General features: G+C 51.6%; 10 protein-coding genes. 3 read left to right on the forward strand and 7 right to left on the reverse strand.

The genetic code is table 11. The annotated features are described in order from the left end of the window. Nucleotides 1-80: 80 nt before the first annotated feature. Together AJE_RS01215 and AJE_RS01220 are read right to left on the reverse strand one after the other, a co-directional pair. The gene (locus AJE_RS01215) at nt 81-500 is read right to left on the reverse strand and encodes a CBS domain-containing protein (protein WP_008608405.1); all 420 of its coding nucleotides are present in this window, start codon (nt 498-500) and stop codon (nt 81-83) included. A gap of 119 nt (nt 501-619) precedes the next feature. Beyond that, nucleotides 620-1,618: an isoaspartyl peptidase/L-asparaginase family protein gene (locus tag AJE_RS01220; protein WP_008608403.1), complete on the reverse strand. Its 999-nt coding sequence runs from the start codon at nt 1,616-1,618 to the stop codon at nt 620-622. Between the two features lie 261 nt (nt 1,619-1,879). Between AJE_RS01220 and ggt the strand changes: the two genes are divergently transcribed. The 3 genes from ggt to AJE_RS01235 all read left to right on the forward strand — a co-directional run bounded on the left by ggt (nt 1,880) and on the right by AJE_RS01235 (nt 5,445). Then, nucleotides 1,880-3,568 (forward strand): gamma-glutamyltransferase, encoded by a 1,689-nt coding sequence (ggt, locus tag AJE_RS01225; RefSeq protein WP_008949301.1) that lies wholly within the window; start codon nt 1,880-1,882, stop codon nt 3,566-3,568. A 10-nt stretch (nt 3,569-3,578) separates the two neighbouring features. After that, nucleotides 3,579-4,355, forward strand: a complete 777-nt coding sequence (locus AJE_RS01230; protein ID WP_008949302.1) for a type 2 periplasmic-binding domain-containing protein — start codon at nt 3,579-3,581, stop codon at nt 4,353-4,355. Between the two features lie 73 nt (nt 4,356-4,428). Beyond that, on the forward strand, nt 4,429-5,445 hold the full coding sequence (locus AJE_RS01235; RefSeq protein WP_008949303.1) for an extracellular catalytic domain type 2 short-chain-length polyhydroxyalkanoate depolymerase: 1,017 nt from the start codon (nt 4,429-4,431) through the stop codon (nt 5,443-5,445). 26 nt (nt 5,446-5,471) lie between these two features. Here AJE_RS01235 and AJE_RS01240 read toward each other — a convergent pair whose 3' ends face one another. From AJE_RS01240 to AJE_RS01260, 5 genes are all read right to left on the reverse strand, one after another. Next, entirely contained in the window at nt 5,472-6,686 is a 1,215-nt protein-coding gene (locus AJE_RS01240) for a class I SAM-dependent methyltransferase (RefSeq protein ID WP_008949304.1), read from the reverse strand. 23 nt (nt 6,687-6,709) lie between these two features. Next, a complete protein-coding gene (gene cls / locus AJE_RS01245) occupies nt 6,710-8,215 on the reverse strand; it encodes a cardiolipin synthase (protein WP_008608397.1) in 1,506 nt (501 codons plus the stop codon). Between the two features lie 60 nt (nt 8,216-8,275). Further along, nucleotides 8,276-8,791 (reverse strand): cell division protein ZapC domain-containing protein, encoded by a 516-nt coding sequence (locus tag AJE_RS01250; protein ID WP_008608396.1) that lies wholly within the window; start codon nt 8,789-8,791, stop codon nt 8,276-8,278. A 109-nt stretch (nt 8,792-8,900) separates the two neighbouring features. Next, the gene (gene pyrD / locus AJE_RS01255; protein ID WP_008949305.1) at nt 8,901-9,911 is read right to left on the reverse strand and encodes a quinone-dependent dihydroorotate dehydrogenase; all 1,011 of its coding nucleotides are present in this window, start codon (nt 9,909-9,911) and stop codon (nt 8,901-8,903) included. A 72-nt stretch (nt 9,912-9,983) separates the two neighbouring features. Continuing rightward, nucleotides 9,984-14,810 carry an NAD-glutamate dehydrogenase gene (locus AJE_RS01260; protein ID WP_008608394.1) on the reverse strand — a complete coding sequence of 1,609 codons (4,827 nt, stop codon included), beginning with the start codon at nt 14,808-14,810 and terminating at the stop codon, nt 9,984-9,986. Between the last annotated feature and the right edge of the window lie 205 nt (nt 14,811-15,015).

Below are 15,015 nucleotides of genomic sequence, written 5' to 3' on the forward strand. Positions count from 1 at the left end.
GCTACTGCAGCCTTAGCGCCAGCTTTCTTGCGTCCTGCTCCGCTTTACCGCTAGCCAGCTTTACTCTAACCAGCTTAACTCTAACCCGCTTTGCTATAGTGCGAGTGAAGTTCTTTATCTATGGCGCCTAACACATCAGAGCGGGTAATAATTCCCAGCAGATGACCGTTATCATCAACCACCGGGTAGAGCTTGGGTTTGGCCTTTAACATGGTTTGCGCCAGATCGATAATGCCGTCGTACTCTTTTACCGTCAGCACCTCGGTCCGCATCACATCACTGACCCGCGCGGCCTGCTGGTCATGATAAGTCGACATCAGCATCCGTGCCAGGCAATCCTGCTCGGAGATAAAACCTATAATTTTGCGCTGCGCATCAATCACCGGGCCACCGGTTTGCCGGCCTTTAATCAGCCGATCCACCGCCATTTCCACTGGCATTTCAGCATCAAAGGTCACCGGATGACGATTCATATAGTCGGCAACTTTTAGTAAGTCCATGCGTCCCCCTTATCTTCTTAATACAAGGTGCGGTTGCCGCAATCCTGTTACACCGGACTTCCAGCTACCGCTTAGTTAAGGTTAGACGATGAAACGCCGTTTTGCCTGCTATTCACGCGTTATTCGGCTTGAAAAATCTCAACTTTAAGTGGTGTCGTATCGCCCAACATCGCCCGGTACATACCCTCGGTATTAAAGGCCCAGCTTAAGCGCCCTTGCGGATCCACTACAATTACGCCACCCGTGCCACCGACTTGTGCCAGCTCAGCCATCACTTCCGTTGCCGCTGCACTGGCCGTTTTGCCTTGATACTTCACTCTGGCGCAGATATCTGAAGCAACCTGATAACGGATAAAATACTCACCATGGCCGGTAGCGGAGACCGCACAACTTTGGTTGTCGGCAAAATTACCGGCACCAATTACCGGGGCATCGCCAATCCGGCCATAGCGCTTGGCGGTCATGCCACCTGTTGAGGTCGCGGCGGCCAGATTACCGGTCTTATCAATCGCCACAGCGCCAACGGTGCCCATACGCCAGGCAGGGTCAAAAGGAATGGCTGCCTGATGTGGCTGTGGTTGCAGTGCTTGTTTGGCGCGTTTTAATGCCTCATAGCGAAATTCAGTGTTGTAATAGCTGTTGGGAACCCGCTCCAGCTGAAGGGTATCGGCAAAGGCCTCAGCGCCGGCACCGGCGAGCATCACATGCTCGGATTGCTCCATCACTGCCCGTGCCAGCAAGATTGGGTTTTTGATGGTACTAACACCGGCAACGGCGCCGGCTTGCCGGTCTTGCCCCTGCATAATAGAAGCATCCAATTCATGGCTTTCATCATAGGTATAAACCGCGCCCTTGCCGGCATTAAACAGCGGCGAGTCCTCCAGAATCATTACGGCGCGAGTTACCGCATCCAGGCTGCTACCACCTTGTTGCAACACGGCATAACCCTGTTCCGCAGCATGCTTAAGGGTTGCTTCATACGCCTGACGTTGGGTATCTGTCAGCTGAGCTTTGTTAATGGTACCGGCACCACCGTGGATCACAATACCGGATGGTGCAGCCGCAAAAGACAGAGCTGGGACGAGACAAAGCGCTGCTAACAAAGATTGAGGTTTCATAATTCGACTCCGGATATAAAAAGGTTACTGATTGTTGTAAGACATTATCAGACGCAGAGCAACTTATTCCGGCTGATGGTGCTTTTATTGCGTTGGATCAAGGCGTCGCAGCAGCAGCACGTTAGACTGGGGCCTGTTGTTATACGTACTGCGTAAACCTGACGCTTGGCGCCCCTCTCTGTGGCGCCTTTTTTTCATTGTTTCTTTTCCATGCGGCTGATGCTAAGGTTTAGTTTATCGTTAACTCGCCGGTCTCAGCCTATGCTATTGCGTCAAATCAGTCTGATTAGTTGCCTTATTCTGGCAAGTCTTAACCTTAACGCGACAGCCAAAACACAGCAGCTCACCGCTGCCGTGGCCAGCCCGGATCAGTATGGTGCGCAAGTGGCGGCTGAAATCTTGCGCCAGGGTGGTAATGCGGTCGATGCAGCTGTTGCCACAGCCTTTACCCTGGCAGTCACCTATCCGGAGGCAGGTAACCTGGGCGGCGGTGGCTTTCTGACTTTATGGTTTAATGGCAAGGCCTATTTCCTGGATTACCGGGAAACGGCTCCGGCCCGGGCGCACCGCGATATGTACCTGAACGCTGAAGGTGAGGTGATTGAAAACCTCAGTTTAATTGGCCATCAGGCGTCCGGCGTGCCGGGCACGGTAATGGGCATGTGGCAATTACATCAGTTATTTGGTAGCAAGAGCTGGCCGGAATTGCTGGCGCCAGCGATCCAATTGGCTGAGCAGGGTTTTATTGTGCCAGATAAAGCCTATCTGTATGAAGGCGATATGCTGCAACGCTTTGCTGGTAAAACCAATTTTGTTGCTTACTTTGGCAAGATGCAGCCGGGTGAACGCTTTGTGCAAGCTGAGCTGGCCGCGACGTTAAAACGCCTGGCTGCCGAGGGCCCGAGCGACTTTTATCAGGGCAAAACCGCTGAGTTGATTGTTGCCGAAATGCAGCGTGGTGGTGGCTTGATCTCAATGGCCGATCTGGCTGCCTATCAAGCAGTCTGGCGTACCCCTCTGGTAACGCGCTGGCGTGACCGGCAGCTTATCACCGCACCGCCCCCCAGTTCAGGCGGAATTGCCTTACAGCAGTTACTGACGCTCAAAGAGCTAAATCAACAACATTTTCAGGATGTTGCACACAATTCCGCCCAGTATGTACACCTGATGGCTGAGATTGCGAAACGGGTGTTTGCCGATCGGGCCGACTATCTGGGCGATCCGGCCTTTACCGAGGTGCCGAGCCAAAAATTGCTGGCGCCTGACTACCTGGCCCGGCGGGCCCAGGAGATCAATCCCAAAGCTATATCGGCCACTGAGACCATTAAACCAGGTCTGGAATCAGAGCAAACTACGCACTTTTCGATTGTTGATCATGCCGGCAATGCCGTCTCCAATACCTACACCCTGAATCTGGATTATGGCAGTGGTGTGGTAGTCAGCGGTGCTGGTTTTTTATTGAATAACGAAATGGATGACTTTTCTGCCAAGCCAGGTGTGCCTAATGCTTTTGGCGTGGTCGGCAGCGATGCTAACGCCATAGCACCGGGTAAACGTATGCTGTCTTCGATGACACCGACTATAGTGTTAAAAGATAATCAACCGGAGCTGGTGATCGGTACGCCGGGTGGCTCGACGATTTTTACCAGTATTTTTCAAGTGATAAATAATTTGTATGACTTTAACATGACAGCAGAACAAGCTGTCGCCGCACCCCGCTTTCACCACCAGCTGCTGCCAAAAGATCAGATCCGGATGGAAAGTGTGCAAGCTCTGGCTGAACCGGTACAAGCTGAATTAACCGCCCGCGGTTATTCGTTGCATACGCCAAACTGGGACTTAGGCGATATCCAACTGATCCTGCTTAATCAGGATGGCACACAAGCGGTGTCCGATCCGCGTGGCCGCGGCGCGACCAGGCTTATCGCCGCGTCGCCTAGCCAGCCATAACGGTCGCCCTATGCAGTATCTTTATTCCGGTCTGTTGTTGGTTATTACGCTGCTTTGGCAAAACAAGGCCACGGCTGATAGCGCCAGTCTGCGTTTTTGTTATGAAGATAAACCGCTGTTACCCTTTTATAATGGCCACGGTGACTTGCCTGCGCCACAGCCTGGCGCCGCTATCGAGCATCTGCAAGCAGTAGCAAAGGCCACTAACATCGAGCTCGTTCTGATCCGCCAACCTTGGTTACGTTGTCTGGCGCAACTAGAAGCCAATCAGGTCGATGCGCTGGTAGCGGAATATGCCAGCGAGCGCGACTACTATATGCAGGCGCCACGCCGCCCTGACGGTCAACCCGATGAGAGTCTGGCCATGAGTAGCTTTAGCCTGTGTCTGACTTATCATCAACAGGGTTTGCTACCGGAGAAACTGAGTCAACAGCGCGAGTTTGCCCTGGCCCGCCCACTTGGCTACCGCCCCTTGCCGATGCCTGGCCCTCATATTGAGGTATCAGCCGATTCAATTAGCCATGCGCTGGAATTAGTCAGCTCAGGACGGGTGGACGCGACCACAGTACTCTGTGAGTTGAACGGCATTACTGTCGAGCCCGCCGAACTACTGCTGCGACCGCTGCAGATCTACCCGACACCGGTGTACCACTCGGTTGGTTATTTAATGTTTAGTAAGGCCTTTTATCAGCAAAATCCGGATCTTGCTGTCAGGATCTGGCAACAGGTGGCGCAACAGCGGGATACCAACCGTTATCTGGACTATTTACAGCAGCCACAGCAATAGCAGCTGTACTAAAGCATTATTGCCAGACGTGACGCAGCAACTAAGCTGGTAGCGTATTTTCTTTGGAGTGACTATGCGCCCTTTTATTCCCAGTGTTTTCAGTACTGCCATGCTGTGCAGTGTCGCCGTACAGGCTGCTGCTCTACCCGAATTACAGGCGATCCCGGAGCTTAAGCTGTCGCCGTCGCTGACGGTGTCGGGGTTATCATCCGGCGGCTATATGGCAGCACAGTTCCATTTGGCGTTTGCCCCTGAGGTTTCCGGTGCGGCCATTCTGGCGGCAGGCCCGGTGTACTGTGCACGTAACGATTTACGTCAGGCCTTGGCGCACTGTATGAATCAGGCAACCGCCGCACCTGATCTGAAGGCGATCAACGCTTACCTTCAGCAACAGCAACAAGCCGGTAAGCTGGCAGCACCGGCAGCGCTGGCAAATAGCAGAGTCTGGATCTTTAGCGGGAGCGCCGACAGCACCGTGTTGCCGCAAGTCAGCGCCGCCCTGTACCAGCAATATCAGCAATGGTTGCCGGCGGAGCAGTTGGTATGGATTAACGACCAGCCCTTTGCCCATCATTTCCCGACGGCAAAAAGCGGTTTAACCGACTGCAATAAATCCGAGGCACCCTTTGTTGCCAGCTGTGAGTATGACGCTGCCGGCAAATTGCTATCCCATCTGCTTGGCGAGCTACAGAACGCCGCCAGCAACAGCAGTGGCACCTTGCTGAAATTTGATCAGCACCAGCTGGCCAGTGCTGCCCGCGGCCAATTAGCACAGTACGGTTATCTGTATGTGCCAACGGCCTGTGCCTCCGGTAACAACTGTCGCTTACACGTCAGTTTTCATGGCTGCCGTCAGGACGCCAGCCAGGTGGGCGATGCCTTTATCCGGCATACCGGCTTGAACGAATATGCCGATACCAATCAGCTGGTGATCCTGTATCCACAGGTTGAGAAAAGTGCAATGTCGCCCTTTAACCCGAATGGCTGCTGGGATTGGTGGGGCTATAGTGGCGAGGATTACGCAACTAATGCCGGCGCGCAAATAAAAGCAGTAAAACAGTTAGTGGATGCCCTGCAACAGCGCCGCTAGTGCTGTTGCAGTTAACTGATGTCACTTTAGGTTGCCGGTGTTAACTCACTGGCTGCATTTTCATCAGCACTGTGCTGCAGCAGTTGCTCCAGACAGTGCTGACGGACCCCATAAAACTGCTTTAAGGCGGCAATCTGTGCCAGGATCGGCGCTCGGGGTTTTGGTTTTTGTCGCCGGGTCGCCAGGATCATTTTATTTTTACTGGTATGCTCCAGTGAAATAAATTCAAACACCTTGGTATCGTAACCATGGGCTTCCAGCAGCAGTGCGCGCAGACTGTCGGTCAGCATCTCAGCCTCCTGACCCAAATGAATACCATGCTGTAACATGGGTGACAGTACTGCAGGTAGCTGCACCTGTGGCCGGATCTCCTTGTGGCAACACGGTGAGCACATAATGATTTCGGCGCCGGTGCGAATACCCATATGGATAGCATAATCGGTGGCGGTATCGCAGGCGTGCAGCGCCACCATCACGTTAATGCCCTGAGCTTTAAAATGCTTTACATCGCCTTGGGCAAACCGGATGCCATCGAGCTGCAACTGAGTCGCAGTGTTATTACACAGGTCAACCAGCGACTGTCTGAGCTCCACCCCTGTTACCTCCGCCGCGATGCCGGCGCTATGCCGGAAATAGTCATGCATCGCAAAGGTCAGATACGCCTTCCCTGAACCAAAATCCGCCACATGCAGCTCAGCGCGTTCTAACAAGCCGGTGTCTTTTACTGCGCCGGAGAGAATTTCAATAAACTTATTGATCTGCTTCCACTTATTCGACATCGACGGAATGATCTCACCACGGCTATCGGTGACGCCTAACGCCGTTAAAAATGGCCGGCTTTGTTCAACGTAGCGTTGCTTGGCTCTATTATGACTCTCGATTTTGGCCGTTTGTGCCTGTTGCTTAGTGGCCAACAGATACTTACCTTTTTTACTTTTCGACAGTTGCGCGCTATGTCGGGTACTTTGCAGATTAGCTTGCGCAAACGCTGTCAGCAGGCCATCCAGCACAGTCGCTGCCTGCGCAGCCGGGTAGTTCTTAGTCACATGGTTGGTTTGATACTGATACAGAAATTTCAGCTGCCAGCTGTCCTTTAACTGTACCGGTGTAACCTCCAGCCGTTGTAATGCTGGCTCCGTGCCCTGGTATTTACTTAAAACCAGCTTGACCAGCTGCTGCTGGTGCAGACTGTCGTTTAACAGCGCGGTAAAACTTAGCCAAGCGGCCTGATGTTCAGCCAACAGTGTTCTCCTAAAAATCGCGGCTATAAAACCGGGGCCATCAAATGCGCGGCGCGCGATACTGCGCGCCGCCACCAGGGCCGTTCAATAATCTCCGTCAGGCTCATTTGCCGGGAACGCTGAAAATCAGCAACAAACATGGTCGCAACCTCAGCATTAAAGGCCTCATCTAACAGCAGCGCGGTAATTTCAAAGTTTAGCCGGAACGAGCGGTTATCCAGGTTGACGGTGCCAATGGCGCTGAGCTGCTGATCGACCAAAAAACTCTTCGCATGTAAAAAGCCCTGCTGATAGCGATAGATTTTAACACCAGCATCCAGCAAAGGGCCAATAAAGGCGTAGGCCGCCTGAGTGACCAGCAGATTATCAGTGCGCTCCGGGATCAGGATCCGGACATCCACCCCGCGCAGCGCTGCCAGCTTCAGTGCCGCCAGGGTCCCCTCGTCAGGTACAAAATACGGACTGGCGATCCAAATCCGCTCGCGCGCACTATGCAGCGCATGTTGAATCAGTAAGCTGGCAGTTTCAAAGCGATCAGCTGGTCCGGATGGCAAAATCAGCACCGGGATATCACCATCAGCAGCTGCTTCTGCCTGCCAGTAAAGCGCCGGGATGGTTTCGGCGGTCCAATACCAATCTTCGACAAAAGACAATTGCAGTGCCAGCACGCCGGGACCAGTGAGTTTTAAATGGGTATCCCGCCACTGGCCGTAACGCGGGACCTGCCCTAAGTATTCATCACCGACATTAAAACCGCCCAGCCAGCCTTGTTTACCATCTGCAATCACGATTTTACGGTGATTACGAAAATTCAGCTGAAACCGATTGCCCGCGCCCTTGGTGGAATGAAAAGGCCGTACTGCGACACCGGCATCGGTCATTGCCCGTAAATAGCTTTGCGGTAAGCGATAACTGCCGATTTCATCATATAAAAAGTATACCTGCACGCCCTGACGGGCTTTTTCAATCAGCAGTTGCTGTAACTGCCGACCGAGCTGATCATCACGCACAATATAGAACTGCACCAGCACATACTGCTGTGCCTGGCGAATACCGTCAAAGATACTGGCAAAGGTTTGCTCGCCATCGATTAGCAGTTGCGCGCTGTTACCGCGTAAAAACGGCATCTTGGCCAGGCGTTCCACTGCTTGCAAACTGCCGCGATCGCGAATGCTGTGTAATACAAAATCCTCAACCCCGGATGCTTTTAACTGATGCTTGTTAAACAGCTCATGCTCGGTTTCCTGACGCGAGATAACATAGCCCTGAAAACGACTGCGGCCAAAGATCCAATAAGCAGGCACTGCCGCATAGGGAAAGGTATTGAGGGAAATAATCCAGGCGATGCTGCCCTGAGCTGTGCGCGACGACATCAGGGCATCCAGCGACGATAAGGCACCTGAAAGGTGGAATAAGGCTAACAGCAACAGCAAAAAGCGGCGCCTTTTACTAAGGCCGCCGACCCGCCTGCCATCAACCAATGGCTGCCGGGCAAAGGCTTGCTGTAACAGAGATTTGATTTTTAACATGCGGTAACAACCAGCTCAGAGCGGCCTGACACTGTGTCTGCAGTTGAGTATGTGACCGCATCAGGCGGTACGGGCATAACCGACATCAACCTCAGTCGGCAAGGCGCGGTTGCGCAGCACGCGGATCACGGTATGGCGGCTAAGCTGTTTGCCGGCTAAAGACTCGCCGTCTTCAAGCAACAAGCATTCGACACATTCCAGATCCGAGGCCACAACCAAAGCCAGTAAGGTATCTTTACCTTGCAACTGCACCAATTGATACAAACCGCTATCCTGCGCCCGCTGGGTCGCGAAATACCAGCTTTTATGGGCACTTAGTTGCCGGTAACGATTAGCAAGGGCATGTAAACAGAGTTCAAAGCGCAGAGCGTCATCAGCAATGACTGGCTGCAGCGCTTCATGAAAACGCCAGAAAGCTTCCGCTTCCGCCAGTGAAAATGGCTGGCGGACGGGTTTGTCATTCAGGTTGGCAGCAGACAGCTCAGAGCTAAACTGCAACTGGTCATCAATATCCAGTAGCAGCCGATCTTGCTGTGGGCAATAATACCAGGTCCATTGCTCTGACGGCGTTAACATCGCTCTCCTAAATCTGGTCAGACTACGCAGTAATTAGCACTAATATAGCACGCTGATCAAAAAGTTAAAGATTATTTATGTCTAAAAAATGTTGATCAGCGACGGATCTTTATAACGCATCAACGATTGATTTTACCAGCGCCGGCCCGCCGTAGATAAAACCGGTATACAGCTGCAACAAGTCGGCGCCCGCCGCCAGTTTTTGTTGGGCAGAGCTGACATCATGGATCCCGCCCACACCAATAATCGGAAAATCATTGCCGACAGCCTGGCGCAGCTGGGTTAATACCGCTGTGCTACGCTGTTGCACTGGCTTACCACTTAAGCCACCTGCTTCGTCCGCATATTTTAATCCTGCTACCAGGCTACGATCCAGGGTGGTATTGGTGGCAATGGCGCCGTCCATTTTACTGCGCAGTAAGGTCTCTGCCACCTGCTCTACCGCGACGCTGTCCATGTCCGGCGCGATTTTTACAAAGACCGGCACATAGTTATCATAGTGTGCCTGCAAATCTAACTGTTCATTCTTAACGCTTTGTAATAAATCAAATAACGCTTCACCGAATTGCAGGTCGCGCAGACCGGGGGTATTGGGCGATGAAATATTGACCGTAATATAGCTGGCATAGGGATAAACCTTACGCATACATTGCACATAGTCGTCTTTGCCCTGTTCGTTTGGCGTGTCCTTATTCTTGCCGATATTAATGCCTAGCACGCCTTTAAACTGGCTGTGTTTGACATTGTTAACCAGATAATCGACGCCTTTATTATTAAAACCCATGCGGTTAATAATGGCTTCAGCCTGCGGCAAGCGGAACATCCGTGGTTTCGGGTTGCCCTCCTGCGGCCTTGGCGTCACGGTACCCACTTCCAGAAAACCAAAACCCATCTGGGCAAAGGCAGTAATACAGTCGGCATTTTTATCCAGCCCTGCAGCCAGACCAACCGGATTTTCAAAGCGGATACCGGCTACCGTTTTCGGTTTGGCGACCAACTGTTGCCGCCACAAGGCTGACAGTGGCGTATTTACCAGCCGCTTTAAACTGCCAAGGGCAAAATCATGTGAGCGCTCGGCATCACAACTAAACAACACTTTTCTGGCAACTGGATAAAACATAACAAATCCTGCAATAAAAAATACCCCGGCTAAGCGGGGTATTGTAATGACTTCAGACTAAAGTTAACAGCATCAGACCGACTGACTTAACAACATCAGTTCACGCATTGCTACTGAAAACTTCGCAAACTCATGGCTTTGCGTAGTCTTAAACTCTGACAACATTAACCGCCAGCGTTCAACCAGATGCTGATGCTGATCCAGCCAGTTCTGGATAATGTCATCGGCATTACAGACACTGCCACAGCTCTTCACTACCACTGAGGTTAAACCACGTTGTTGCCAATCCAGCTCCTCGCGGTACGAAGCCCGTGCCAGCGCCTGCCAGTGGTTTGCCACCGGTTGGCGGGTAATTTGCTCCAGGAACCAATGCAGATCCAGTTTATCACCCAGTTTGAAGTAAATTTCCGCTACCATCGGTAGTGGCGTCTGCTGGGCATCGGCAACCTGTGCAATATCCATTACCGAGAATACGGTGCTTAACTGCGTCAGATAACGTGCCACAGTTGCCGGGATCCCCTGCTCTGTCAGCTCATTACATTTCTCAGTCAGCTCCTGCATCTCACGCTCGGCCATATAGTTAGCCAGATCGTTACTGATGCTCTCGTAAGCCGGTTTAAAGAACTTGATGGTCTGGTTAATATCCAGCGCCTTGTCGCGGTGACGCACAAACCAGCGGGTAGCCCGGCGCATGGTACGACGTAACTGGAACAAGACCCGGCTTTGCAGTGCCGCCGACACTTTATTATCCAGTTGTTCCAGCTGCTGCCAGTACTTGGCCACATCGAACAGTTCACGCACTATGGCATAACAAATAGCCACTTCCGCCACGCTGGCACCGGTTTCTTCGAACATACGCTGCACAAAGTTCGGGCCCATTTCGTTAACTAGCATATTTGCAAGCTTGGTGGCCACGATCTCGGCTTTCAACGGATGCTGACTGATTTCCTTGCCAAACTTCTGTTGTAATACTGCCGGGAAGGCACCGGTTAACAACTGCTGGAAGTAAGGATTATCCGAAATCTCCGGCGTCACTAAACGCTCTTTTAACACCATCTTACCGTAGGCAGTCAGGATCGCCAGTTCAGGACGGGTTAACCCCATGCCTTTGGCCATCCGATCGGCCAGGTCGTCATCTGATGGCAGGAATTCCAGCTCACGGTTTAATTTGCCGTCTTTCTCCAGGGCATGGATAAAGCGGGTATATTCCTTGATCTGTTCAGAACCTAACAACGACGACAGACTGATACTCTGGGTTTGCCGGTAACAATCGCCGATCACGATCGCAGCCACATCATCCGTCATATCATTTAGTAATTTATTACGCTGTTTCAGCGTTAAATCACCGGCTGCCGTCAGGGAGTTTAACAGGATCTTGATATTAACTTCGTTATCCGAACAGGTTACACCGCCCACGTTATCGACGAAATCGGTATTGATACGACCACCGTTGGCCGCATATTCAATCCGGCCACGTTGGGTACAACCCAGGTTGCCCCCTTCACCGAAGATCCGTGCGCGCAGCTCGCGACCATTGACCCGCAGTGCTTCCGAACCACGGTCACCGACTTCAGCATGGGTTTCGTTGCTGGCTTTGACGTAGGTACCGATACCGCCGTTCCAAATCAGGTCGACCGGCATCATCAAACATTCCCGGATCAGCTCATTTGGCGTCATGCTCGTTTTGGTCGTGCCCAGCATCTCTTTCATTTGCGGGCTTAACTTAATTGACTTGGCGCTACGGGCGAACACGCCACCGCCTTCAGAAATCAGTGCTTTATCATAATCATCCCAGGTAGATGTCGGCAGATTAAATAAACGCTCACGCTCTTTAAAGGAGCTGGCCGCATCCGGATTCGGGTCAATAAAGATATGCATATGGTTAAAGGCAGCCTGTAAGCGAATATGCTTAGACAGCAACATGCCGTTACCGAACACGTCACCGGCCATATCACCAATAGCAACACAGGTGAAATCGGTGGTCTGGCAATCGATACCAATTTCGCGGAAGTGCCGTTTTACTGCTTCCCAGCCGCCACGGGCCGTGATGCCCATTTTCTTATGGTCATAGCCGTTCGAACCGCCGGAGGCAAAGGCATCGCCCAACCAGAAACCGTAATCTTCCGAGATACCATTAGAAATATCCGAGAAGGTCGCAGTACCTTTGTCGGCCGCAACAACCAGGTAAGGATCATCTTCATCTAAACGCACCACATCTTTTGGCGGCACGATCTGACCCTGTTTAATATTGTCAGTAATATCCAGCAAGCCACGGATAAAGGTGCGGTAACACTCTTTACCTTCATTGATAAAGGCTTCGCGACCGCCGGTTTCCGGCAACTTCTTACAAACAAAACCGCCCTTGGCACCAGATGGTACTATTACGGTGTTCTTCACCTGCTGTGCTTTTACCAGGCCCAGCACTTCGGTACGGAAATCTTCGCGTCGATCAGACCAGCGTAAACCGCCACGGGCGACCTTACCGAAACGCAGATGCACACCTTCAACCCGTGGTGAGTAGACGAAGATTTCAAACATCGGCATTGGTAACGGCATTTCCGGGATCAGATCAGGTTTGATCTTAAAGGAAATATAAGGTTTTTCAGCACCATCGTCATAACGCTGGAAGAAGTTAGTACGCAGGGTAGCGTTAATCATATCTACAAAACGCCGGATAATGCGGTCGTCATCGAGGTTAGCCACATTTTCCAGCTGAGCAGCGATTTGCTCTTCCAGTTTCTCCAGCTGTTTGGCGCTGGTTTTTTCGCTGGGTGAGAACTTGGCATTAAACAACTGTACCAGTAAACCGGCCAGGGTCGCATAACGGGCAAAGGTGCTCTCGACATAGCTCTGACTAAAGGTGCTGCCAATCTGGCGCTTATATTTGGCGTACGCACGCAGAATAGAGGCTTCACGCCCGCTCAGACCGGCACCGAGGATCAGGCGGTTAAAACCGTCATCTTCCAGCTGGCCCGCCCAGACTTTCGTCAGTGAGTCCTGGAAGCTTTGCGACGCAGCGGCGAAATCGGCAGGCACTTCACCGTTTAACTCCATTGCGAAGTTCAGGATCCAGCTCACCGAGCCGTCCGGGCACTTAACAGCATAAGGTGTTTCACCGATAACCCGTAAACCGAAGTTTTCCAGCATCGGCAACACATCAGACAAATGAATTGGGTGATCTTTATGGAACAGATTCAGCCGCACAGCTTTACTGTCCTTGCCCTCTTCCTGTGGCCGGTAGAACAACATTTCCAGTTTATGTTCGGCAGATAAAGACTCCAGTTTACCGATGTCGACCAGCGCATCATTCGGTAACATGTCTTCTTTATAGGCGCGCGGGAAGGCATTAACATACTTGCGGCTTAACTCGCGACCGCGGGCTTCGCCGTACACACCGATCAAAGCTGTTTCCAGTTTATCTTCCCAGGTGCGGGCGGCTTCAACCAGATTACGTTCGATTTCTTTCACATTATACTCGACTTGGCTATCGTTGATCCGCACCAGATAATGGGTGCGAGCCAACACAGATTCTGAAAAATAGGTCGTAAATTCAACCGGCTCGGTTGAACCAAAGGCCTGGGCCAGGATGGCCTGGGTGTCTTTACGCAACTGGGTGTTGTAGCGCTCACGCGGTACATACACCATCGCCGTGACAAAGCGGCCAAAGGTATCTTCACGCACAAACAGCCGTGTCATATCCCTTTCCTGCATTTGTAACACACCACGGCTTACGTCTAACAATTCGTCAGCATTGGCCTGGATCAGCTCATCGCGGGGATAGGTTTCCAGAATATTCAGTAAGGCTTTATAAGCATGGGTTCCCACCGCAAATTCAGACTGCTCCATCACCTGTTGCAGTTTGTTTTTCAGCAGTGGAATATCGGCGGCGCTGTTGTTATACAGACTGGATGAATATAAGCCGATAAAGCGATCTTCACCGACCACCTTGCCGTTTTTGTCAAAGCGCTTCACACCGATATAGTCAATATAGGCCGGACGATGGACCCGCGATTTGGCATTGGTTTTCGTCAGGATCAGCAAACCGCTGGACAGGGCTTGCTGACGGCCGCGCTCCGGCAATTCTGACAGCATCAGATCTCGCGGCTCAGAGCGGCGCATCAGACCCAGCGCCGAATCACGGTCACCGACAATCTGGTAATCACCTTTTACCGGCTTGATTTCATAAGAGCGGTAACCCAGCAGCGTAAAATTATCTTTTACCAGCCAGTTTAAAAACTCGGTGGTTTCGGCCAGCTCGGCTGCCGATGCCTTACCGGCATGTTTAGGTAAGGCTTTGATCACATCTAACAGCTTTTGCCGCGCCGGCTGCCAATCCTGCACCGCCAGCGACACATCTTCCATGACCGACAGCAGTTCGGCTTTTAACGCCGCTATTGCATCGGCATCGGTCATACGATCAATTTCAATATGGAATACGGTTTGCTGAGTACTGGCGTCGGCTAAGCGACCCAGCTTAGCGAACTCAGTGATGGCGTTTTTGCTATCACGTTTGGTTTGCAGCGGATAATGCAACAGTAAATGCGCAGTAATATTGTGCCGGTTTAGTGCCATCCGCACCGAATCGACCAGAAATGGCATATCCTGCACCACGATTTCAACAATGGTGTGTTTGGATTCCCAGCCATGACGGGCAATTTCCGGATTGAACACCCGGATCCGCGCTTGAGGTTCGGCATGTTGGTTAAAGGTTTGCCACAAACTTAATGCCGCACCGTACAGATCACTGTCGTTACGACCTACCAAATCTTCACTGGAAATATTGCCATACAAAGTATGGGCAAATTTATCGACCAGCTCGACCTGCTCTTTTACTTTTTGTTTGATGAGTTTGCTGACATTTTGTAGTAGTACTGAGGGTAGACCGTCTATCTTTGCCATTATTGCATCCTTTTATCAATCACTGCGACATTGCAGGATCCACAAAATTAACGGGGATGTTTTAAGCTGCGCAGTGTAGTAGCTATTGTAGCGCTTTTGAAGCGATATTTGTGGCTTTTAAGCTGGTTATACCACTGAATTGCAGGCAGTTCTGGCTGATTATTCAATGGCTCTAAATAGAAAATGGCCTTTCGGCCATTTTCTT

The sequence above is a fragment of the Alishewanella jeotgali KCTC 22429 genome (assembly GCF_000245735.1).
Taxonomy (GTDB): domain Bacteria; phylum Pseudomonadota; class Gammaproteobacteria; order Enterobacterales; family Alteromonadaceae; genus Alishewanella; species Alishewanella jeotgali.